This is a genomic window from Cohnella herbarum, from assembly GCF_012849095.1.
Classification (GTDB): Bacteria; Bacillota; Bacilli; order Paenibacillales; family Paenibacillaceae; genus Cohnella; species Cohnella herbarum.
The window spans coordinates 3573557-3598039 of record NZ_CP051680.1 but is presented as its reverse complement, the minus strand read 5'-3'; the positions used below and the strand labels follow the sequence as shown (position 1 = coordinate 3598039).

At 51.0% G+C, this 24483-nt stretch carries 18 protein-coding genes; 13 read left to right on the top strand and 5 right to left on the bottom strand.

Annotation, left to right across the window (positions count from 1 at the left end):
* Window positions 1-79: 79 nt before the first annotated feature.
* From HH215_RS16005 to HH215_RS15980, 6 genes are all read left to right on the top strand, one after another.
* Window positions 80-1504 carry an ABC transporter substrate-binding protein gene (locus tag HH215_RS16005; RefSeq protein ID WP_169280813.1) on the top strand — a complete coding sequence of 475 codons (1425 nt, stop codon included), beginning with the start codon at window positions 80-82 and terminating at the stop codon, window positions 1502-1504.
* 129 nt (window positions 1505-1633) lie between these two features.
* Window positions 1634-2542 carry a carbohydrate ABC transporter permease gene (locus HH215_RS16000; protein ID WP_169280812.1) on the top strand — a complete coding sequence of 303 codons (909 nt, stop codon included), beginning with the start codon at window positions 1634-1636 and terminating at the stop codon, window positions 2540-2542.
* Window positions 2543-2557: 15 nt separating this feature from the next.
* A complete protein-coding gene (locus HH215_RS15995; protein ID WP_174887621.1) occupies window positions 2558-3397 on the top strand; it encodes a carbohydrate ABC transporter permease in 840 nt (279 codons plus the stop codon).
* Window positions 3398-3462: 65 nt separating this feature from the next.
* Window positions 3463-5520 (top strand): DUF5107 domain-containing protein, encoded by a 2058-nt coding sequence (locus HH215_RS15990; RefSeq protein WP_169280811.1) that lies wholly within the window; start codon window positions 3463-3465, stop codon window positions 5518-5520.
* A gap of 225 nt (window positions 5521-5745) precedes the next feature.
* Window positions 5746-6105: a helix-turn-helix domain-containing protein gene (locus HH215_RS15985; protein WP_169278257.1), complete on the top strand. Its 360-nt coding sequence runs from the start codon at window positions 5746-5748 to the stop codon at window positions 6103-6105.
* A 17-nt stretch (window positions 6106-6122) separates the two neighbouring features.
* Window positions 6123-7007, top strand: a complete 885-nt coding sequence (locus HH215_RS15980; RefSeq protein WP_169278256.1) for an IS3 family transposase — start codon at window positions 6123-6125, stop codon at window positions 7005-7007.
* A gap of 1138 nt (window positions 7008-8145) precedes the next feature.
* Here HH215_RS15980 and HH215_RS15975 read toward each other — a convergent pair.
* The 4 genes from HH215_RS15975 to HH215_RS15960 form a co-directional block, all read right to left on the bottom strand.
* On the bottom strand, window positions 8146-8970 hold the full coding sequence (locus tag HH215_RS15975; protein ID WP_169280810.1) for a sugar phosphate isomerase/epimerase family protein: 825 nt from the start codon (window positions 8968-8970) through the stop codon (window positions 8146-8148).
* Window positions 8971-9089: 119 nt separating this feature from the next.
* Entirely contained in the window at window positions 9090-10007 is a 918-nt protein-coding gene (locus tag HH215_RS15970; protein WP_169280809.1) for a helix-turn-helix domain-containing protein, read from the bottom strand.
* A 12-nt stretch (window positions 10008-10019) separates the two neighbouring features.
* A complete protein-coding gene (locus HH215_RS15965; protein ID WP_169280808.1) occupies window positions 10020-10793 on the bottom strand; it encodes a sugar phosphate isomerase/epimerase family protein in 774 nt (257 codons plus the stop codon).
* A 34-nt stretch (window positions 10794-10827) separates the two neighbouring features.
* Window positions 10828-11949: a Gfo/Idh/MocA family protein gene (locus HH215_RS15960; protein WP_174887620.1), complete on the bottom strand. Its 1122-nt coding sequence runs from the start codon at window positions 11947-11949 to the stop codon at window positions 10828-10830.
* A 253-nt stretch (window positions 11950-12202) separates the two neighbouring features.
* Here HH215_RS15960 and HH215_RS15955 point away from each other — a divergent pair, with 253 nt between their 5' ends.
* Together HH215_RS15955 and HH215_RS15950 are read left to right on the top strand one after the other, a co-directional pair.
* Window positions 12203-12784, top strand: a complete 582-nt coding sequence (locus tag HH215_RS15955; RefSeq protein ID WP_169280807.1) for an SLOG family protein — start codon at window positions 12203-12205, stop codon at window positions 12782-12784.
* Window positions 12785-12959: 175 nt separating this feature from the next.
* Window positions 12960-15245, top strand: coding sequence for a carbohydrate-binding domain-containing protein (locus HH215_RS15950; RefSeq protein WP_174887690.1), 2286 nt, complete (start codon window positions 12960-12962; stop codon window positions 15243-15245).
* A gap of 107 nt (window positions 15246-15352) precedes the next feature.
* Here the strand turns inward: HH215_RS15950 and HH215_RS15945 are convergent, their stop codons facing one another.
* Window positions 15353-16150 carry an AraC family transcriptional regulator gene (locus HH215_RS15945; protein WP_169280805.1) on the bottom strand — a complete coding sequence of 266 codons (798 nt, stop codon included), beginning with the start codon at window positions 16148-16150 and terminating at the stop codon, window positions 15353-15355.
* Window positions 16151-16337: 187 nt separating this feature from the next.
* Here HH215_RS15945 and HH215_RS15940 point away from each other — a divergent pair, with 187 nt between their 5' ends.
* From HH215_RS15940 to HH215_RS15920, 5 genes are all read left to right on the top strand, one after another.
* Window positions 16338-19361 (top strand): glycosyl hydrolase, encoded by a 3024-nt coding sequence (locus tag HH215_RS15940; RefSeq protein WP_169280804.1) that lies wholly within the window; start codon window positions 16338-16340, stop codon window positions 19359-19361.
* A gap of 27 nt (window positions 19362-19388) precedes the next feature.
* Window positions 19389-20831: an L-fucose/L-arabinose isomerase family protein gene (locus HH215_RS15935; RefSeq protein WP_169280803.1), complete on the top strand. Its 1443-nt coding sequence runs from the start codon at window positions 19389-19391 to the stop codon at window positions 20829-20831.
* A gap of 132 nt (window positions 20832-20963) precedes the next feature.
* Window positions 20964-22544, top strand: a complete 1581-nt coding sequence (locus tag HH215_RS15930) for an extracellular solute-binding protein (protein WP_169280802.1) — start codon at window positions 20964-20966, stop codon at window positions 22542-22544.
* A 74-nt stretch (window positions 22545-22618) separates the two neighbouring features.
* Complete coding sequence (locus HH215_RS15925) at window positions 22619-23566, top strand: ABC transporter permease (protein WP_254450503.1); 948 nt, start codon at window positions 22619-22621, stop codon at window positions 23564-23566.
* 11 nt (window positions 23567-23577) lie between these two features.
* A complete protein-coding gene (locus HH215_RS15920; RefSeq protein ID WP_254450502.1) occupies window positions 23578-24453 on the top strand; it encodes a carbohydrate ABC transporter permease in 876 nt (291 codons plus the stop codon).
* Window positions 24454-24483 lie beyond the last annotated feature (30 nt).

Genomic DNA, 24483 nt, shown 5'->3' with positions numbered 1-24483 from the left:
AACTGGAGAACATACTTTTGGCCCGTTTCATTGCCTATACTCAACTTGCATTCAAACCAATCGCAGGGGGAATTCATCCGTGAACAAGAAAAGAAAAGCATTCGGATCTTTATTACTCGCAGTGATGTTAACGCTTACAGTAGTGTTGGCAGGTTGCGGTAAATCCAACAACGCCGAGTCGTCTTCATCGCCTAGCGCTTCACCTAGCGCATCGCCATCTGAAACCGCTTCAGCGAGTGCGAGCGATAATGCTGAGACGCCTGCCGCTTCCGAACTGGAAGGCAAAGTCGTCTTCTGGTCGATGTGGAGCAACACGGAGCCTCAAGCCAAAGTCATCGACGAAGCCGTTGCCGATTTTAAGGCGGCTAATCCGAAGGTTGAGGTAGAAGTAAAATATAACGGCCGCGACATTAACAAGCTGATTAAACCGGCATTGGAAAGCGGGCAGCAGATCGATATTTTCGAACAAGATCCGGGCGCGGCTCTGGCCAATCTGAAAGATCACGTGCTTAAGCTAGACGACTTGCTCGAGCAGCAGTCGATCGGAATGGATGGGAAGTCGGTTAAGGATTCTATCATTCCTTCGCTTATCGAATGGGTAAAATCGTTATCCGGTCCGGCAGGTTTGGAAGAAGGATACTACGCGATCCCTCAGCAACCGTACGCCGTTCTGTTCTTCTACAACAAAGCGTTGTTCAACAAAGCGGGCATTACGGCAGTTCCTACTTCATGGGAAGAGTTTCTAGCCGCATGCGAGCAGCTTAAACAAGCGGGCATTGAACCGATCACGTTCGACGATGCTTACCGGAGCCTGTTTATCGGCGGATATTTGGGCAGCGCAATGGGCAGCGATTGGACGGATAGCCTAGTCAAAGATAAAACGGGCGACATGTGGAAGGATCCGATCGTGCTCCAATTCGCCAACGATATTCAGAATTTGAAGCAAAAAGAATACTTCTCCAAGAGGATCGCGGGCAATAAGTACCCTGCGGGACAACAGGATCTCGCTCTCGGAAAAGCGGCAATGTATTTGAACGGCTCATGGCTGCCTAATGAAATTGCCGCAACGGCCGGACCGGACTTCCAATGGGGCTCTTTCCAGTTTCCGACCGTTCCTAACGGCAACGACAAAGGAGGCCAACAAGGACTTACCTTTGGCGCGCAAGGCCTTCTCTTGAACAAAAACAGCAAAAACGTTCCTGCGGCTTTCGAATTGGTGAAATATTTGGTTAGCAAGAAAGCGCAAGAAGCGATGGCCGTCCAAGCGGTCGCGATTCCGGCTACCGTCGACTCTAAGTGGCCGGCACCGTTGGAGGACGCGGCTATCGCGTTCAATAACGCGAAAGTAAATATGCCATGGGGCGCGGGTATCGAGAACGGCGCGGACTTCTCTACGGGGACGGTAATCCCGGTATTCATGGAATTGGCCACCGGTAAAATCACCGCCGACGAGTACGTCGCCAAGATGGCCGCGGAAGCCAAGAAGTTCTACGCGGGCAAATAAGTAACTTTGTCTTCGTCCGAGCGCGGCGGATCGAATCATCGCCGCGCTCGGATTTTATGGTGGAGGTCCGTAAGCATCAGCACCAACATCAACATCAGATTGCGTGTGAAACGATTCGGAGGTGTTGCCATGAAGCTCAGCAAATCGATTATCGCGTTGTTTTTAATGCCGGCCGTCCTCGTTTATCTCGTCATTTTCTTATATCCGACCTTGCGAACGTTGGCCATGAGCTTTTATGAGATTCCTTCCTTATCAAGCAGAGTGAAGGAATGGGAATTCAAAGGCTTTCAGAATTACAACGATCTGATTCATAATTCGTATTTTCTGGAATCCGTGCGGAACGTGTTAGGGATATGGGCTATCGGAGGCGTTCTGATCTTTGCATTTGCCTTTCTGTTCGCTGTTATACTGACCTCGGGCATCCGGGGCAAAAGCTTCTGGAGATCGCTTATTTTTCTGCCGAACACCGTTTCGGCGGTTGTATTGTCGGTCGTATGGCTGCATTATATTTTCAATTCCAATTACGGTTTATTGACTACGGTATTTAATCGCCTCGGTTTAACGGCGCTTGCCAATATACAGTGGACGGACAACGAACATATTTATTTCTCGATGATCGTCGCTTTCAGCTTCGGCTCGATTGGATATTTCATGCTGATCCTGAACGCGGGAATCGACAGAATCCCGACCGATTATTACGAGGCGGCCACGCTGGACGGAGCGAGCGTCGTCGTGAAATTTTTCAAAATCACTTTGCCGCTGCTGCGAGACGTATTTCGAACGACTCTTGTTCTATGGACGATTAATGCGTTTAACTTCTTCGTATGGTCGGCAACGTTCGGTTTGGACGATCCCCATACGGTTACGCCGGGCTATTACATGTATCAGAAAGTGTTCGGCAAGGGAACCAGCGTGTATAGCGAGGAAGTGTTTAACGTCGGGGCGGGGGCCAGCGTCGGCATCTTGATTACGGTAGCCGTACTGATCGTCACCGCGCTCATCAACCGGTTATTCCCGAAAGACCGTTTAGAATATTAAGCAGGAGGGGACGTCATGCTTCAATCCAAGCCTATGCATCGCAAGAATCTATGGCCCGCGTATATCCCGCTTATCGCTTGGCTGATCTTTTCCGTCGTTCTGTTCGGGTGGGTCATCTTGGCTTCGTTGAGCACGACGAGAGAAATATTCACGAATACGTTGCTTGCCAGCGGCCCGAAATTTGCTAATTATATCGATTTGTTCAAAACTCAGGCAATGGGTCGCTATTTCATGAACAGCGTGATCTATACGGTGGCGTCTTGCATTGGCATCGTCGTCGTTGCCGCTCCGGCGGCTTATATTTTAGGGCGGGTACAATTCAGGGGCCGAAGTCTCGTGAACGCGATGTTCGTATCGGCGCTTGCCATCCCGGGATTATTGATCGCCATTCCGTTGTTCTCGTTGTTCGTGGAATTGAAGCTTACCGGCTCGATCGCGACGTTGGTATTGATCTATATTTTTACGAATGTGCCTTTCGGCGTATTTTTCCTGACCAGCTTCTTTACTTCCATTCCCAAGGAGTTCGAGGAATCTGCGGCGATGGACGGCTGCGGCCCGATCAAAAGCTTCATAAAGATCGTATTGCCGGTCGCGCAGCCTGGTATCATTACGCTATCGATCTTTAACTTCTTAGGGGTTTGGAACGAATACTTCTACGCCCTCATTTTCGCGAACGATCCGGGTACGCGCACGTTGGCCTTGTCCCTTCAGTCTATCGTCTACGGTTACTCCAATACGGGCAATTACGGTGGCATATTCGCGGCTTGCATGATCGTGTTCCTGCCGAGTTTTATCGTTTACTTATTCGTATCGAAGAGGATTATAGCAGGGATGACGTTGGGAGCGGTAAAATAAGAGGAGCGTAAGAAGCTTAGGGGCTGAGGAATTTTGAACAACCTCTTAAAAGGAGCGTGCTTGAGGTGCAGGTTTACAAGTCAACATTACGAATAGAAGGTTCGACGTTAGAAGGGGAAAATCCGTTACCGAAGTTTCGAAGCGACAATCGTCATCGCGAAGTTTCGGATAACGGGACTCTCCCGGAAGAGTTGAGAGATAAGCTAGGTTACGAAACCGGCGAAAGATATTTGCCTTATCGGATGCAGGATCGATATTCAAGAACGAGAACGGAGCTAGCCCTGGATACGATCGTCTTGGAGAACGAAATTTTGAAAGCCGTGTTCTTGCCCCAGTACGGAGGCCGGCTGTATTCCCTCGTCGAGAAAAAGACGAACCGCGATCTTCTCTACACGAATCCGGTTTTTCAACCGGCGAATCTGGCGATCTTAAACGCATGGTTCTCCGGGGGCATAGAGTGGAATATCGGCCAAATCGGCCATACGTTCACGACTTGCTCTCCGGTTCATGCGGCCAAGCTTACGGACGATAACGGGGACGAATTTCTGCGCATCTATGAATACGAGCGTTGCAAGAACGTGTTCTGGCATATCGATTTTCATCTGCCTTCACGGTCGGATAAGCTTCTCGTCCATGTCAGAATCGTCAATGACAACGCCGATTCGGTACCGATGTATTGGTGGACGAATATCGCCGTGGAGGAAACGGCCAGAACGCGCGTATTCTCCTCGACGTCCGAAGTCGTCTATATCGACCATAACGTGAAAGGGTTCGGCTTAGGAGAATTGCCGATGCTGCCTACGGTTCCGGATACGGACGTGACTTATCCGATGAACTTCCCGTTCGCGAACGAGTATTTCTTTCAAACGGCGGCGTCCTGCGAGGCTCCTTGGGAAGCGGTCGCTTACGAAGACGGCAGGTTATTCTACGAGCGTTCGACCTCAAGATTGCGTTATCGGAAAATGTTCTGCTGGGGTAACCACGCCGGCGGAAGGCGCTGGTGCGATTTTCTGTCCTCTCCCGGCAAAGGGGATTACCTCGAGATTCAAGGCGGCTTTGCGCCGACGCAATTGCACGGATTAGACATGCCGGCTCATTCGGAATGGGACTTCACGCAAGCGTTCGGTTTATCGGATATAGACACGGAACAGGCGTATCGCGAGGATTGGACTCAAGCGAATGATTATATTCGCGAATGCGTCGATCGGCATATCCGGCCCGATGAGATGACGAAGCTGCATCATGTTCTGCAAGGGTATGCCTCCCGTATTCCTGAGCTAGCGCTGCACCGCGGTTCGGTTTGGGGAGCTTTGGAGCAACGTCGCAGGGAAATGAAGGAGGGACGCTCCATTCCTGAGGGCTTCTTATTTTCCGGTGGAAAAGATGGTGGAAGCGATGGAGGAAAAGATAAAGGCGGCTCGGGTGAGCAAGATTGGCGCACGTTGTTGGAGAAGGGATACCTGCCGGAACGGGATGTCAATGAGGTGCCTATTCCTTGGATGATCCAGGAGGAATGGTTTGATTTATTGCACGCGAGTCTGGAAATCGCCGACCATCGGTCATGGAACGGATACATGCATCTAGGCGTGATGTTGTATGAAAAAGGACTAGCGGGCGAGGCGATCCGCGCGTGGGAAACATCGATTGAATTGAAGCCGTCCGCGTGGGTTTACCGCAATCTTGCCGAGGCTTGGAAACGAAGAGATCGCATGGATCTGGCTTTTGCCTATTGGGAGAAGGCGTTCGGGATTTCCGGTTCCTTCCCGGATCGAGCATTGGCCGAAGAATATTTGAGCTTGCTCGTCGAGCGACGCATGTATCAAGAAGCGTGGGAAACCTATTCGGCGCTGCCGGAAGATTACGCGAACGCGGACCGAATTCGGATCATCGTCGGGGTTGCGGCCCTTGAGCTGGATCAGACGGCGTTCGTCAATGGGTTGTTCGCGCATGAGTTCGCGGTCATTCGCGAAGGAGAAGTGTTGATCATCGACCTATGGTACAAGTACAACGCGAAGAACCTGGCCCGGGCCAGAAACGTGCCGATGTCCGATGCGATTCTCGAGGAGGCGAAGTCGATGTTCCCGCCTCCGAACAATATTGATTTCAGAGTCATTGGGGAGTAGGTTGAGGCTGTCGCTACTCCAGAAATAGAGCGGCCTAGCCGCCTTAAATCGGAAAAAGTGGCTCCGTAAGCAGAAATAGAGCGGTTTAGCCGCCTTAAATCGGAAAAAGTAGCTCCATAAGCATAAATAAAGCGGCCTAGCCGCTTTAAATCTATTAAGCCCCCTAAATGAATTGGAGAATGGCTAGGGAAATAAGGTAGTATTTCATTAGGGGGGCGAGCGGAAATGAGACAGCGAAATAATGCCTTTAAGGAAGTACGTTACAAAGCAGCACAAGAGGCTCTTGCGGGAATGAAAGCAGGCGTGCTGGCCAGAAAGTATGACGTGACTCCGAAAACAATTAGAGCATGGGTAGTGGAATATCAAGAGACGTTTGGGGCAGATTCATTGCCAACGATCGACGAACGAGTTATGGAGTCCAAGCGACTTGCAGATCTGGAAGAAAAGTACGAGCGTGCATTAAAGGCGTTAGGGCAAAAAGAGTTAGAGATCGAGGTGCTGCGCGAACTCGTAAAAAAGACGAACCCTGCCTCAATGACAAACTCGACGTTGCCCAGACGTTCATTGAGCAGGGACATACAGTAGCTAACATCTTAAGCATTGTGGGGGCCGCGTCTTCGACGTACTACGAACGAAAGAAAGCATCACGTGAGGATACAACTACAGAAACAAAAATGCCACTCCGAGGACGCCCTGTAACTAAGCATTCTCTAACGGTTTGCGGAAACGTAATAAGTAATGCACAGATTGAAGAGTGGTTAATGGAGCTGGTGTCTGGCGAAGAGCATAGCTACGGCTATCTGTTGTTAACAGAATGCTTACACGTACAGCGCCAACTCATCATCAATAAGAAAAAAGTGTACCGCCTCTGTAAGAAGCTCGGTATTCTTCATCCGCAACGACGTAAGAAGGTTCACTATCCAAGGCGCCTAGCACGCAATCACACGATAACAGGTTCCAACCAAGTCTGGCAGCTCGATATTAAGTATGGATACGTTGCGGGGTATGATCAGTTTTTCTACATCGCAGATATGATCGACGTTTACGATCGCAGTATCGTCGGCATCCATATCGGTACGAATTGCGAAGCCAAACACGTATGCGAAGCTGTGAAAAAGGCGTTACAGTCACGTCTAAAGCCCGAAGAGAGCAAGCCGATCATTCGCACCGATAACGGCCCCCAATTTATCAGCAAGGCGTTTGGAGAGTTATGCGAAGCAGAGGGAATTATGCATGAGCGCATTCCTCCAAAGACACCTAATATGAATGCATACATCGAGTCCTTTCATGCCACCCTTGAGCGAGATCTGCTTGGAAAAGAGAGCTTTGAATCTTTTCAGGAGGCACACGAAGCTGTACGGAATTACATTGATTTTTACAACAACCGCCGCATGCACAGAAGCCTGGGAAAACGGTCCCCAACGGCTTTCATGAAGTGGGTGGAGCAAACGACTGATTCTTTAGAAAAGTACACTCGAGCCGTTTAAGAATCGAAATCCTGAGGAAAACGCTAGTAAACCAAGTATTTTTACGACAGCAACGTATTTCATCAGTAATACTCCGGATTTAGGGGGTCTAACCGAAATCGGAAAAAGTGGCTCCGTAAGCAGAAATAGAGCGGCCTAGCCGCCTTAAATCGGAAAAAGTGACTCCGCAGGGAGAAAAAGAGCGGTTTAGCCGCCTTAAATCGGAAAAAGTGGCTCCGTAAGCAGAAATAAAGCGGCCTAGCCGCTTTAACTCCAAGCATGGAGCCGACTTCAGAGTTTTAAACCTGCTGGTCCGCTCTAAATCTCCACTCGGGAAGCCGTAAGCCGCTGAGGACGGTCAAATTGGTCGGATATCGAGGAAAAGTGTGCCGTAAGCCGCTGAGAACAGTCTAATTGGTCGGATATCTAGAAAAAGTGTGCTGTAAGCCGTTGAGAGCGGTCTAATTGGTCGGATATCTAGAAAAAGTGTGCTGTAAGCCGCTGAGAGCGGTCTAATTGGTCGGATATCTAGAAAAAGTGTGCTGTAAGTCGATGAGAGCGGTCTAATTGGTCGGATATCGAGAAAAAGTGTGCTGTAAGCCGTTGTGAGCTGTCTAATTGGTCGGATATCTAGGGAAAGTGTGCTGTAAGCCGTTAAGAGCGGTCTAATTGGTCGGATATCTAGAAAAAGTGTGCTGTGTGCCGCTGAGTATTTACAGAAGTGACTGAGTGGTGAGATAACGCACAAAAAGTGATATATCGGACGATAGTAACCAAAATCTAGGGTTAAACCGAAGAGCATTAGCAGGCTCGAGTTTGGCGGAATTTCCGTCTGTTCTCCTCCAGCGCCCGCTAGTTGGCTTGAGTTAAGCGGAAAATCCGTCTAATTCACCTCCAGAGCCCGCTAGCTTGCTCGAGACAGACGGATTTTCCGCCTATCAATCCTCCAGTACCCGTAAGTTATCCCGAAATAGCTGGTTTTTCCGCCTATCTTTCCTCCAAAGTACTCTAGTTGGCTCGAGATAGACGGATTTTCCGCCTATCAATCTTCCAGCGTCCCCCTATTGGCTCGAAGTAACCGGATTTTCCGCTTTTTCTCCTCTGCCATAGCCTAATTGGCCCAAAGTAGCCTCATGCACCGTATCCCACTTTGCTCGAGTCAGACGTCATAAGCGCTTTTGATTTTGGCTAACCCGTAAGCAGCCGTTTCCAAGGCGGATTTGCCGCCATAATCCGAAGCGAATAGCTCAAGCGACAAAAAACCTTGGTAGCCGCTCGCGGTTAGGAGCCTGGCAAACTCGGCCGATGGGGCGATTCCGTCCCCGGGAAAGAGGCGATCTTCATCCGTGATCGTTTCCCGTGGCGGCTGGAGCGGATAATCGTTCGCGTGAACGATTCCGATACTACTCCCGTTTATTGCCGACAGATCGTCGAGCGAGCTGCCCCCCGTATACATATGAAATGGATCGAGCAACAGCTTAACGTCACCTACGCCACTTTGCTTCGCAACGGAGACGGCTTCGCTTAGAGTAGATAATTTCTTGGCTCTGCCCCAGAATTCTAGGATCGGAGAGATGCCATAGCTGCGCGCTTGTTCGTTCAACTGTGCGAACCGAACCGCCATCTCCTCAAGCGTAACGCTCTCCACGTTCCCGAAAGGCGGAGCTGCGAATGCGGGACAGCCAAGCTCGGCGAGCAACGTCAACTCTTCGTCGGTTTGCAGCCTGCCTTTCGTACGGACGGCTTCATCCGCATCCGCCCATGGAAGGAACGAGATCGCGTTTACGATCTCGATTCCGAGATATGCCGCCCTGCTTCGAAGTCCGGCGACGGAACCGCCATTTTCCGCATAGGCTTGCAAATCCTTCATCCAGATTTCGATTCCAGCGTAACCTGCTTGCGCCGCGACTTGAATCTGCTCCCAGATTCCTAGCCGGTAAGGGAATAAAGTCGAGGCATTCAGAGATGCCCGAAATGGAAACATGGCTGCTCCTCCGTTCTTATCGTGTGTTCAAAACCGGTATGCTGGCTCAATACAAGACTCGATGCCGAATCCGCTTCTTGCTTCCTTCGCGATTGCAATTTGAATTTTTGAACTTCTTTTTACAACTCTCCGAAGAATACCCGATTGGAAGGATAAGGAGACTCCCTGTCATTGACGGGAGCCAAATCCCCATATCGCGGGTTGTAGTGCTTAACGCGGTATTCCGTTGCGGTAATGGCTTTGGCCGTCTTGAAGACGCGGCAAAAATAATTCTCGTCCGCGAATCCGACTTCGAAGGCGATTTCCTTAATACTCTTCTGTCCATACAACAGCAGATGACATGCGCGGTCGATCCTCTTCCGCTTGATCGCTTCCTTGGTCGATAACCCGAGATGGCGAACGAAAGAACGGGACAGATGCTCCGGCGTCCAACCGACCAGGCCGGCTAATCGTTCGACGGTATGATCGGATGACAGCGAAGAGTCGATCGTGTCCAATACGGTCGAGATCTGGGGCGGAAGCCGTTTCGTCGCTTCGGCGACCGGTTCATCGACGACGAGGGAGTGAATTTCCGCAAGCAGTGTCAGCAGAAGCAGGCTCCCCCGTTCTTGCAGCCGTTCCGGCTTCGCGTGCGCGATCGCCATGATCTGCTTCATAAGCAAGATCAGAAATTCTCCCTCGTAAGGAATAACGGAGGGACCGTTCTGCATTAACAAGGGCAATGAATCCGCCGGGAAGTCCCTTAACCAGAAGTGGATGAACAGATGTCTGGTCGGCTTATTCTTATCGTAAATATAACTATGAAGCTCTCCGGGCCGCGTAAGAATAAAGCAAGGGTGACTAAGCGTGTATTCCTGCCCGTTGATCCGGTAGATGGAATCCGAACCTTCGGGGAAACAGAGTACCTCGTAATCCGGGATATCCCGTTCGTTAATCCCCGTTCCTTGTTTACTTACGAAGTCGCCGAGCACGCGGATCGAGGGAAGGCTAAGCGACGAGCGAAGGGAAATCTCCGTCTCCAATGCGTGATCAGGCATAAAGATTTCCTCTTAGGATGGATTCGCGCGTTTGCTTGCGATCAAATCCATGTTAGCCAGATTGCGGTAGCTGATCGCCAAGCTCTCGAACGGATCCCGGCGGCATTGATCCTGCTCGACGACGAGCCATTCCGTGCCTACTTGTGCGGCGGTGTCCGCAATCGCCCGGAAGTCTAATATCCCTTCTCCGATCTCCGCGAAAAACTGATCCTCTCCGGCTTCGACGTCTTTGATATGCAGAAGCGGGCAACGGTTAGACAGCTTGCTTAAATAGGCTGCCGGATCCTCTCCGCCTTTGCGAACCCAATACGTATCGAGCTCCAGCTTGACGAGCTCGGGGTCGGTTTCGCGCAGGATGATATCCAGCACGTATTCGTTATCGTATTTCGCGAACTCCCAATCATGATTATGGTAGAGAAGAGTGGCATTGCCGTTCCGGCATAACTCGCCGATCGTATTGAATTGCTCGCACTTGCGCAGCACGTCGTCCTTGGAATCGAATCGCATCGACAAGGCGATATACTTGCCGCCCGTTCGATGAAGGTAATCGGTTAACCGCCCGAAGTCGACGTCCAAGTTGTCGAACGAGGCGTGCGTGCCGATGACTTGCAGGCCGAGACGATTCAGAAGCGCGATCTGTTCGTCGATCGTCATTCCTTCCGGAGGAAGACCAAGCTCGATTCCTTCATATCCGATTGCGGCAAGCTTCTCCAAGGTGCCTACGTAATCTTGGCTCATGGCTTCTCGAACGGTATAGGGCTGAATGGCGATTGGGAAACGGTTCATTGGGGTGACACTCCTTTTATCGGGTTATGGACTTTTATATATCGCTAACGTCGAGCCGGTTATATTTCAGCCCTAAACTCAGCGGCTCCGGGCGGTCGACGGTCGTTTCGAGCATCACGTGACGCCCTTCGTTCGAAGCATCGAAGATGCCGAGGGAAATATCGAGCACATGCCGCGCCAACCGACCGCTCGCGCGATGAGGTCGACCGTTGCGAATGGCGTAAGCCATATCCGCCAGACCGATTCCGCGTGTATCTTCGGTGAAGCCGTGGGAGTAGGGAATGTCCTTCGTTTCTCCGTTAGGAAACTGAATCGCGATTTTACCGCCGAAGAAGTTCGGATCCGGAACGATCAGGTTGCCCTCCGTTCCGAAGATTTCCAATCTCGGCAAGTAACCGAAGCTTTCTTTGGCCGCTTGAAGGCTAGCTACGGCTCCGTTTCGGAAATCAAGCACCGCTGAAACGTTAGTCGGAGCTTCGATCGCGACCTTCTCGCCGTAAAAGGGGGATTTCGGATTAATAACCGTAATTTCCTGATGCAACTGCCTAGCCGTCCCGGTTACTCTGCCAACGGGTCCCAACAGGAAAACGAGCGCTGTTAAGTAGTAGGGAGCCATATCCATGATCGGATCTCCGCCAAGCTTGAGGAAGTTCTGGAAATTCGGATGCATGCCTCCCGAAGCGTTACCCATGATGATCGTACCGTTGGCGGAATACGGCGTTCCGATCCAGCCCTCGTCGATCAGCTTACGGCAAGTTTGCAACCCGCCGCCGAAGAACGTATCCGGAGCGCATCCGACGAGGAGCCCCTTCTTGTCGGCGACTTGAAGCACCTCGTCCGCGTCCTCGCGCGTTAAGGCAAACGGCTTCTCCGTATAGACGTGCTTTCCGGCCCGCAAGGCGAGCAGGTTAATCTCTGCATGTACGACTGGCGCGGTCAGATTCAATACGATCTCGATTTCGGGATCGGCTAAGAGTTCCTCCACGGTCCATGCGTTCGGGATGCCGAACTGCTCCGCGCGTTTCCGCGCAAGCTCGACGACTTTGTCCGCAACCGCTTTCACTTCTACGATGGCGTCGAACGTTTCCGTCAGATTTTTCAAGTAAATCCCGCTAATTTGCCCCGTGCCGATAATACCGACTTTCACTTTGCGCATGATCGATCTCTCCTCCGCGAATAGCATGGCATGCTCTCATTATTGCTCATGATTGCGTCGATCTCAATGGAAAAAGAGGAGGTTATACTGGACGAATCTGATATTTATATGGATTTCAATCGGAGCGAGCCGCAGTCGATTGCCGCATGTTTTTTTCCGAAAGGGGTCGTCTATGGCAGTTGTCCCGAATTCCTGTTACAGTTAACGATGGACGGAAATCGGATAGGTCGGTTCAACCCGAAGGGAGCTCCAAATGAAAAATCTTCTGATCACCGGATATCGGGCGCACGAGCTTGGTATTTTCGATCAAAAACATAAAGGGATCGTCTTTATTCAGAAGACGATAACATCTAAGCTCATTCCCTTGATCGAGGAGGGTCTGGAATGGGTCATCACACCCGGTCAGTACGGCGTCGACCTGTGGGCTTGCGAAGCGGTCATAGGATTGAAACGGCAATATCCGCAACTGAAGCTGTCGATCATCACGGCATTCCTTAATCAAGAGGAGAAGTGGAAGGAAGACAAGAAGGCCTATTACGATGGTTTATTAAAAGACGTCGATTACGTAGGCGCGGTAAGCAAACAGCCTTATATCGGTCCATGGCAGTTCGCGGCTAGAGACGATCTCTTGTTGAGAAAATCGGATGGGATTCTCTTGGTCTACGACGAAGACTCTGGCGATGGCAGCCCTAAGTTTATGAAGGAAAAAGCTCTGCGCAAGTCCGCTACGGATGGTTACCGATATATCGGCATAAGCGCGGAGGATATCCAGGGCATGGCGAACGAAGAGGATTTCGGCGCATTCGAGTTCTCGGACGATTATCGACAAAACTAGCGATTGAAAAACGCGGAAGGTTGAATTATAGTTAAGAAAACGTTTTCTATATTTTTCAAAGGATGAAGAGGGAGGCTGGGAGCCTGGTTCTTTCAAAATGAAAGCGATTTCCGGATTGAGTTGCTGATTGACAAGCTAAACCATTTCTAATTCTATTGGAGGGTTCACTGTGAAAATGAGAATGTCTTCGCGGATTCTAGCTATCGTCATCGTAACGGGGATTATCGTGGCCTATTTGCCAGGGTCGAGCGGAGCTGCCGCGGAACAGGATAATGGCTCAAAAGCGGCCTATTCGCCGAGTAAATCGGAAGCCGAATATGCTCGGGTCATCGGAAAGGATGCCGTCATTAAACCTTCCAAGGGAGGAGCCTTGCGATTAGTAGCGAAAAACGGAATCAAAACTCTGAGCGATGCCAGCGGAAAACCGATTCAATTACGAGGAATGAGTACTCATGGCTTGCAATGGTTTCCCCAGATCGTCAACGACAATGCTTTCGCCGCTCTAGCCGAAGATTGGGAATCGAACGTAATCCGTCTTGCCATGTACGTAGGGGAAAACGGATATGCGTCTACTCCGGCCGTGATCAAACAAAGAGTCATTGACGGAATCGAATTCGCGATCAAGAACGATATGTACGTGATCGTGGATTGGCATGTTCATGCGCCCGGAGATCCGAATGCCGAAGTGTATGCCGGAGCCATGGATTTCTTCTCCGAAATATCCGATCTCTACCCGAACAACAAACATATTTTGTACGAATTGGCCAACGAGCCTAGCAGCAACGAGCCTGGAGTAACGAATGACGCTGCCGGATGGGCGACGGTCAAATCGTATGCGGAACCGATCGTCAAGATGCTTCGAGGCAAGGGCAACGATAATATCATTATCGTGGGCAGTCCGAACTGGAGCCAACGACCGGATCTGGCTGCCGACAATCCGATCATGGATCTCAATAAAGGAGTCGCGGATGCCAATACGATGTATACGGTGCATTTTTATACCGGTACCCACGCGGCTGCGGATAAGAGCTCCGATCGGACGAACGTTATGAGCAACGCCAGATACGCGCTCGAACATGGAGAAGCGCTGTTCGCGACGGAATGGGGAACAAGCGAGGCAAGCGGGAACAATGGACCATTTCTGCAGGAGGCCGATGTATGGCTCGATTTCCTTAACGAGAATAACATTAGTTGGGTGAATTGGTCGCTTACGAACAAGAACGAGACTTCGGGTGCGTTTACGCCATTCGAACTAGGGAAGACGGAAGCTACGAATCTTGATCCGGGTATCGATCGAAAATGGGACGTATCCGAATTGAGCATATCCGGCGAATATGTTCGGGCGAGAATCAAGGGGATTGCCTATGAGCCGAAGGAACGCGTTGTCGCAGAGCAAACGATCGTGAATGCTCCACTCGGTGTTCCTACGCTTCCTTCGAACTTCGAAGATTCGACGCTGCAGGGATGGGGTTGGGACGGAGCTTCGGGCGTCAAAGGAGCGCTGACGATCGAAGAGGCGAATGGCTCGAAGGCGGTTGCTTGGGAGGTCGCTTATCCCGAGGTCAAGCCTACCGACGGTTGGGCATCCGCTCCTCGCATCATGCTTGCCGGAATTAACGCGACTCGAGGAACCAATAGGTACTTAATTTTCGACTTGTTCCTTAAGCCGGTCCGAGCAAGCGAAGGCAAACTTTCCATTAATCTGGCGATGGCGCCTCCGAGTTTAGGATACTGGGCGCAAGCTTCGGATAATTACGATATTTCTCTTGCTAAGCTCGGAGAACGTCCGAAGACGGCCGACGGCTTATATCGTATCGAAGTCAGCTTCGATATGAACAAGATTAACGAGAATAAGTCGATCGAGGCGGAAACCGTTTTACGGGATCTTACGATTGTCGTCGCCGACGTCGATAGCGATTATGCGGGAACGATGTATCTGGATAACGTTAGGTTCGCGAATCAACCGAGTCAGTCGGGTGGCGAAAAAGGCGACGGTGGTGGCGAAGGAGAGGCTGTTGCGGTCGAGCAAGCGACTAGAGCGGAATTCGTGGCCGCGCTCGTGAAGGCGTTAGGGCTTACTGCATCCGCCGAAGGAAAGTCCGCGTTCGTCGACGTCGATCCGGCGAACGAGAACGCGGGAGCGATTGCCGCGGCGCATGAGGCCGGAATCGTTAAAGGCCGCAGCGGAGAACGGTTTGGTCCGAACGAAGCGATTACGCGCGAGGAGATGGCGGTAATGATCGCTCGTGCGTATGAGCATAAGTCGGGTAAGGAACCGCCAGCTGGCGAGCCGAATTTCGCGGATAATGCATTGATCAGCAGCTGGGCGAAAGCGGCCGTTGGAGCCGTTCAGGCTCTAGGGATCATGAAGGGGAGCGGAGACAAGAGATTCGATCCCAAGGGAACGGTAACCCCGGCGGCAAGCGAAGTGATCATTCGGCAATTGATGCGCAAAGCATAGCAAGTCGGGAAGAGGGGGCTGCCTGTATCATTGGGCAGCCTTTTTGCTGTGCCGATGCAGCCGGGGTTAAACCGCGGAATCGTCGCCATGTCCGCGGCGCTCCATGCTCACATCCCCTGAGGAGAAGCGAGGCCGTATCTGTACTCTTTAATAAACGCGGAAGGCGGAAGGCCTGTCGCCTTCTTAAACACTTTATTGAAGTATGATTGCTCGCAGAAACCGAGATGATTCGAGATTTCGCCGATCGTCATATGCGACTTGGTCAACAAATCGCGGGCGGCGGCAAGCCGGATTTGTTGCGTGTATTCGGTGATCGTTTGCCCCGTGACGGCACGGAAAACCGAGCTAATATAGCTGGGGGTGCGATTCACGAAGCGGGCTAGATCGGGCAATCCGATTTTCTCGCGATAATGCCTCGTGATGTATTCTTGAATTTGCAGCACCACATTGTTGGAGCTCGGATCGGCTTTGTGCGTGATTTCGATATTTAACAGAGTGAGCAGCTCTAGCAGCAGATAATGGCAGGTGATGTCGTAGTAGGTGTTCTTGCCTAACCATTGCTGCGTCAGCAAAGAAAACCGCTGCTTGTAGTAGGCTTCATTGGAGATGTTGGCATGGCAAGCCGTGCCCTCCACTAGAAGAGGCAACGCAACGGAATCAGGCTCGTAATGAAAATGCGCCACGTACATCTCGTGCTTTTGATCCAACTGATGGCTGGCGGAACGCAAGGAGCCTTTAGGCACATAAACGGCGTCTCCGCCTCTTAGAACGAAGGTTCGACCGTCGATCGTATATTGCATGATTCCCTCCGTTACAACCATTAAAAGGTGATTCTGAATCAAAGCTTCGGTGACTCCCCATCCCGAATCGCACTGTTCGAAATAAACGGCTATAGGCTTCAACATCTTCCGATCACTCCTCCTTATCCAATAATATATCATCTTTTCCGACTCCTTATCGCAGTTAGATAGGATCTTTTTTGTTTTCAATCGTAAAATTATTCAAAAAACAAAAAAGGAGTTCATTGCTTGGGAATATCGCGATTTCATATGATTAAGTCACATCCATCACGTGCAAAGGGGGAGAAGACATTTGATCTTTAATCCAGTTCGAAGTCCCGGACCGGCTTATCGGGGCGTGAACCTATGGTTCTTGAACGACCGATTAGAGGACGAGGAATTGACAAGGCAGCTTCAAACGCTCCACGAAGCGGGCTGCGGAGCAGTTATCGCGAGAACGTTCGACGGCTTGAGAACGGAGTACTTAAGCGAGGATTTCCTGAATCGGATGCGGACGATCGTAGAGCAAGCCGATGAACGAAGTATGAAAGTGTACTTGCAGGCCGGATATATGCCGGGTGGAATTCCCGAACTGAAGCCCGAGCATCGCGCCTGCGTCATTGCCGCGCTTGAAGAGGGTCAAGAGAAGGAGCCAGGAGATCAAGTTCTCTTGAAGGATGATCGTTTTACATACGTAAAACGGTACATCCCGAATTATATCAACCTGCTCGATCAAGAGGCCATAGCCACCTATTTGCGGCAATGCTACGATCAGCCGTGGGAGCGGATGCAGGATGCCTTTGGCCAAGGGATTTTCTCGGTGTGGGTCGATGAACCCGAGTTTTTCCCCCATCACGTTCCGTGGTCCGAGCAATTGCTCATCCGTTTCGAAGAAAAGTGGGGATATCGGCTGCAGGATCGCATTGCCGACCTGTTCCATCGTTCCGAGTCCTCTTATAAAGTCAGATATCATTACCGAAGAATTCAATTGTCGCTATTTATAGAAGCTTACTTCGAACAGGTATCCAAGTGGTGCGCCGAGAGGGGGCTGCAATTCAGCGGCCATCTTATGGGAGAAGACAGGCTGGATTCGCAAATCGGCTATACCGTCGCGGCGATGCCTCTGTACAGCTACATGCAGCTGCCGGGAATCGATCATCTGACCGGTAATCTAAGATGGACGGCCATGGATCGCTCCGGCGAAATGAGCATTCCTTTTATCATGACGCCCAAGCAGTGCTCCAGCATCGCGCATCAAGAAGGGAAAAAGACCGTTCTGGCCGAGCTGTACGGGGTGAGTTCCCAAGCGCTGACCTTTCAGGATCAAAAAAGAATTGCCGAATATATGGCCATTCTGGGTATCAATCATCGTTGCTTACATGGTTCTTTCTACTCGATGCGAGGCAGACGCAAACGAATCTATGTGCCGCATCTATCGGAACAGCAGCCATGGTGGGAGCAGTACGGATATGTTTCCGATTATTTCGCCCGGCTCAGTTACGCGCTGCATCAAGGAACTTTCGCGGCCGACGCTCTCGTCATTCATCCGATTGAATCCGCCTATGGTTCATATGATCCGCTGGATTTCATGAAGCGTCAGGCAACCGACTTGTCGGTGATGAATGACCAATTGACGCAACTCAGCATGAACCTGATGGCTGCCCAGATCGGCTTCGATTACGGAGACGAGCACGTCATGGAGCGGAAGGCGGCGGTCGATTCGGAGGGTAGCATTCGGATAGGCGAGATGTCGTACCGTACGGTGATCTTGCCGATGCTGACTACGATTCGCGAGTCGACCCTGCGCTTGCTTGAGAGGTTCGTCGAACTTGGCGGCGTTCTGATCGCGACTTCATCCTTCCCTACCCTCGTGGATTGCGAGGAGTCGGAATCCCTGCTGCGCCTGAAGGAGAAAGCGATCTTGATCGACAATAGCACGCAGGCTTTACGGAAGGCCGTTTATCCGCAAGCGCAGGAGCGAGCGGTTCAAGTGCTTGCAGGCGAGGAGATCGATTCGATATGGGTATATGAGCGAGTGTTGGATGATCAACGTCTCGTCTATGTGCTGAATACGAATGATTCGCGGAGAGCGGACGTCGAGTTACGGTCGAGTCGATACCGCTCGGCTCATCAATATGATTTAGAGAGCGGGCTATTGGTGACGCTGGCTAGCAATGAAAGCGAGAGCGTCAGTATCGAGTTCAGCTTGGAGCCATGGCAATCCAAAGTCATCGTCTTCGAACAAAGAACCGCCCTACCGGATCACAGTGCCAAGATATCGTCAGGTTCCTCCGTAAATTTAATAGATACAGTCTCGGTATCCGCAGAGCAAATGGCTATGCGCAGAGCCGACCCGAACGCCATGACGCTGGATTATTGCCAATATAGAAAAGGCGATGAGCCCTATTCGGTGACGGTACCGGTTATTGCGGTGCAGGAAATTCTTACCGAAGAGGATTACGAGGGACCGGTTACGCTGCGTTACGATTTTCAAGCCGAAGCTTTGCCTTCCTCCATGGCGGTAGTCGTTGAGGAAGCGGAGGATTATGACATTCTCGTGAATGGAACCCGCGTTCGCTATGATGGCTTGCCCTATTATATGGATCGCTCCTTCTTGCCGATTGAGATTACTTCCCTCATCGTGACAGGGGTGAATCGGATCGAGATGACGCGACGGTTCAGCCCGTTAAGAAAGACGAACTTTTTCCACGCGAACCGCTTTCAGAACATCCCCGGCGTGGAGCTCGAATCCATCTACCTGATCGGCGATTTCGCGGTATACGGCAACCTTTCCGAGCGGGTCGCCCGAAATCGCTGCGAACGTTTGACGCCTCGGCTTACAGTAGGTTCCGAGCGCGCGTCCGCGGGAGAGAACTGGCCGTCCGGCGGCTATCCTTTCTATTCCGGTACGATGGTATATGTGACGGAAGCGATCTTCGAAGTTGTAGCGCCGGATGAACGAATCGAGATTTCTTTATCGGGTTTGGAAGCATGCGTTGCGGTCGTGAAAATCAACGGTCAAGAAGCGTCGAAGCTGGCGTGGAAGCCTTTTAAGGCGGATATTACGGAGTGGGTGACGGAGGGAAGCAACTGCATCGAAATCCATGTGACCAACACGCTAAGAAACTTGTTAGGCCCGCATCATCAACCTAAAGGAGAAACGGATTATTGTTATGGCCAAGACTCCTACAGCGGACGCCGCTCGCCCGAGACGGGTACGAGTTATCCGAATTGGCATGCGAACAGAGACGAGGACACGTTGGCGTGGACGGACGATTATTTTTTCCTGGCCTATGGTTTAGCAGGGATTCAGATCAATAGATACTCGAACAAATAGATTTTCAACCAACAGGAGGAATAACAAATGAGAAACGCAACGGTACGCAAAAAAGCAAGAGTCGGAGTCGTAACGATCGGACATAAGCCTTATTGGGTTCAATTCCCGGGACTGGAAGCGGAACTGATCGGATATGGCAAACAATTGGAGGAGATTATTCGCGGTCATGAGGTGGAGGTCGTATCCGGAGGTTTCGTCGACGACATGGCCAGCTCCTTCGCGGTAGCCGAGATGTTGAAAAACAGCGATCTGGATTTGTTGTTCTGCAATCTCAGCACTTATGTGACTTCGGCGGTTGCAACGGGCGTCATTACGAACGTAGGGGTTCCGACGGTTTTGGTCGCTCTTCAGCCTAGACATGCTTTGGACTACGCGAACACGACGACTTACATGCAACTCGTCAACGATAACATATGCGCGTTGCCGGAAATCAGCGGCGTGTTGAGAAGAATCGGTAAACCGGCCGCGGGAATGGTCGTCGGCACGTTGAACGAGGATCCGAGAGCTCGCAACGAACTGAAGGATTGGTGTCTGGCCGCTAACGCGAAGCGTGCCTTCAAGCGTTCGAAGATCGGGTATCTCGGACATACGTATGAGGGCATGTACGATATGCACTCGGACCCGACCGCGTTTACTTCGGCTTTCGGAGCGCATGTGCAGATGCTGGAAATGTGCGACTTGGCCAAGCAGGTGAACAGCGTAACGGATCAGGAGCGGAAAGCCAAGCAAGAGGAGATTTTAAGCGTATTCGAAATCGCGGAGCCGTTCATCGATCCGATCACGAGGCTGGTCAAGCCAGAGGATATGGAGTGGGCATCGAAGGTTGCCGCGGGCATGGATCGTCTGATCGCGGAGGAGGATTTGGCGGGCATGGCTTATTATTATCGCGGAGTGGACGGGAACGAATACGAGCGTATCGCTTCCAACATGACTTTGGGTAATTCCCTACTGACCGGCAAAGGAATTCCGCTCGCGGGCGAAGCCGACCTGAAAACTTGCGCGGCAATGATGCTGATGGATCGTTTAGAGGCGGGCGGGTCATTCTCCGAGCTGCATCCGTGCGATTTCCATGACGATATCGTGCTTGTCGGGCATGACGGTCCTCATAATGTGAAAATAAGCGATGGAAAGCCGATTATTCGGGGATTGGATCTGTTCCATGGCAAGAGCGGCTCTGGAATCGGAGTGGAATTCAGTATCAAGGCGGGTCCGGTGACGTTGCTGTCGATTTCGCAAAATCAAGACGGAAGCTACCGGTTGATCGCAACGGAGGGTGAGTCGATCAAGGGCGATATTCCGAGGACGGGCAACACCAATACGAGATGCCAGTTCAACAGGGGAACCGCCGAGTTCGTAGAGAGCTGGTGCATGGCCGGCCCGACGCATCACTTCGCGCTTGGAATCGGCCATATCAACGGACGGTTGAAGAAGGTGGCCAGCTTGATGAATCTCGAATTGCACATCGTATAGACGAAACTCGGTATTTAACCCATGATCGGTATTTAACCCCACTAGATCGGTATCGAACCATCTGTTCTTGAAGCTATCCAGTCATTAAGATGGAGATGTACACAAATTCATAGACAAGCAGGAGGCATTCCATTGAAGAACGGACTTAAGATCGCATTACTGCTAGCGCTTTCGATGATGTTGCTTTTCTTAACGGCTTGCGGGGGCAATAACAACTCGAACGAAGAGCAGGCATCTACGCCAGCGCCGACGTCTTCACAGACGCCGCAAAGCACGGAAACAAGCTCGGCGGCGCCTACAGAGAAGCCTAAATTGACCGTGTTTTTCTCGGATCATAATTTACCGATGCCCACGGGCAAGTTGAACGAACTCGAAGTAATCAAATATATGTCCGACAAATTGAACATCGACATCAACCCTGTACCAATTACGCATTCGGGTTACGCGGATCAACTTAAGCTGAAATTCGCGAGCGGGGATACGCCGGATTGGTATCAAACTTGGGGAATCGCAGCCGATGAAACGGTCGCGAGCGGCAGAGCGCTTGTGCTGAACGATCTGCTTCAACAATACGGCAAAAACCTGCTCGAGCGAATTCCGCAAACCGCATGGGATGCCGTTACGGTGAATGGCAAGATCATGGGAATCCCGCAGCCGACGGCAGTAGATTCCAACAAGATTATGTTCGTTCGCAAGGACTGGATGGACAAGCTGAAGCTGGAAGTTCCTAGAACGTCGGACGAGTTTCTGGATATGCTGCGCGCCTTCCGCGACGGCGATCCGAACGGAAACGGCAAGAAGGACGAGATTCCATTCTCCATGCGCGAGAACTTAAGCTGGGCAGAAAATATTTTCGGAATGTTCGGAGTGAATCCGGATTCTCCGATGCTGGTTAACGACGAATTGATTCCGGGCATGATTCATCCGAATATGAAAAATGCGCTGGGCCTTATGAAAACGATGTACGACGAGAAGCTTCTCGATATCGAGTTCCTTACGAACTCCAGCCAAATTTGGACGCAGAAGATCAACTCGGATTTGGTCGGCGCATGGGTACACAACTCGTCGAACGGTTACCACTGGAGATTGCAGCATCTTGAATTCCTGCCGGACAAGAAAACCGAAATCATCGCGATCCCAACTCCTCAAGGCGTAGGATACGACGGACCTGTGGGCGTTAAGGAAACTTCGGTAAACAAGACTTACGTTCTGTTCGATAACGCGAAACATCCGGAAGAAATTATCAAAATGTACGATTGGTTGATTTCGGACGAAGGACAAATGTGGGCAGGCTTGGGCTTGGAAGGCCAAACTTACTTCAAGGAAGGCGAAGGCTATAGATACGATCGCGAAGCCGACGAGGCGAAGGGCTGGAACTGGCGCGTTGCGCCGTTCGGAATCTATGGCTTCAGCGAGAAGGTCGAGCGCGTCAAGAACGACGAAGCGGGTTTTAACGCGATGAAGCAAGGTATCGACGTCGCGATGAATGAAGGATTGGCGAATAGGGTCGAAGCGATGCCTGAGCCGAAAGCTTATAGCGACAATCCGGATTTGAAGCCATCGGGCTCGCTGTGGCTCGAAGCGGCGACTTTGATCATTCTTGGAGACAAGCCATTGGATTATTTCGATGAATTCGCGGCTCAATGGCGCAAGCAAGGCGGCAACGACGTGATTGCCCAGATGACGGAATGGTACAACAACAATAAGAAGTAAATCGTTAACGGGGGAATTGCCGGCGGATGACAGGCAATTCCCTCGCAACTTACACCAGGGCAAGGAGGAGCAAAGTGGCAACACCCCATGTAACTCTTAAAGCCGGTAAATTCCGACGGGAATCGTTCACGCGTTACGTTTCCAGAAACCATCCTCTATACGTCATGCTCATTCCATGTATCCTGTTCTTCATCGTCTTCAAGTACGTTCCGATCATGGGGAGCATCATCGCTTTTCAAGACTATAAAATCTTTGAAGGGATTTTGAAGAGCGAATGGGTAGGGTTTAAGTGGTTCGAACAGCTGTTCAGCTATCCGCAATTTACTCGCTTGATCGGCAACACGTTGTTGATTAGCTTCTACCAATTGATATTTTCGTTCCCTGCACCGATTATACTAGCTGTCTTGTTGAACGAAATTCGCTCGTCAGGCTTCAAGCGCACCATTCAAACGATCGTTTATTTGCCTCATTTTCTATCGTGGACCATTATCTTCGGATTCGTCTACATGCTGCTGTCGCCGCAGACGGGCATGATTAATGGCTTGATTGCGGATATGGGCTTCGAGAAGATTCATTTCCTTCAAAATAACGAATACATTCGTTCGATCATCGTCGGTTCAGGGGTTTGGAAGGAGATGGGCTGGAGCTCGATCATCTTCCTGGCAGCGATCGCGGGCATCAATCCTTCGCTGTACGAGGCGGCTCGAATCGACGGAGCTAGCCGTTGGAAGCAATTCTTGCACGTCACGTTTCCAGGCGTTTTGGCTGCTGTCGTGATCTTGCTGCTCCTGAAGATCGGACATCTTCTCGATCTCGGATTCGAACAGATTTATATTTTCCTGACTCCCGCCAACTTCAGCGTTGCGGACGTGCTGGACACGTACACCTATAGAATCGGTATCAAGAACGGTCAATACAGTCTGACGACGGCTATCGGATTCTTTAAATCGATCATTGGATTTTCCTTGCTTGTCGTCGCCAACCGAATGAGCAAATGGCTGACGGGAGAAGGATTATACTAGGAGTTGAGCTTGTGAAGAGAACGTTCGGAGAGAAGCTATTCGATGGATTGAACGTTACGATATTACTTTTGTTAAGCGCCTGTATCTTGATTCCTTTGTTGCACGTCCTTGCCGGATCGCTCAGCTCTTCCTATGCGCTGACGCATTCCATGGTGAAGATATGGCCGGTGGAACTTAACTTTAAGAACTACGAAATGGTATTGCAAAATCCTTTATTCTGGAATTCGTTAAAGATAACCGTCATTGTCGTGCTGATAGGAACGACCATCAATTTGGCTTTGACGAGCGTCAGCGCGTATCCCTTATCCAAACCTGATCTTAGGGGACGCAAAATTATTATGCTGTTCATCCTGTTTACGATGATCTTTAACGCGCCGATCATTCCGACCTATCTGGTCGTGAAGTCGCTTGGTATGATGAACACCATCTGGTCGCTCATCATTCCGACTGGAATTTCGGCGTTTAATCTTATTCTGTGCATCACGTTCTTCCGCAACTTGCCGTCCGAATTGTTCGATTCGGCCAAAGTCGACGGTCTGTCGGAGTACGGGATGGTATGGAGGATCGCGGTACCGTTATCGATGCCGATCATGGTGACCTTACTGCTGTTCTACGCCGTGGGGCACTGGAATAATTACTACATGCCGTTGCTCTACGTGACCGATATGGACTTGCGCACGCTGCAGCTCTACCTCTATTCTCTAATCGCCCAAAATAATACGAACGATGCGATGGCGGGCTCGGGTGGGATGGATCTCGTGAACATTTCTCCGCAAGGCTTGCAGATGGCAACGGTCGTAACGGCAACGATTCCTATCGCGATCGTTTACCCCTTTTTGCAAAGACATTTTATTAAGGGAGCTCTGCTGGGCTCGGTCAAGGGATAGACAACTGGCTATCTTGCCCACATACTGTTT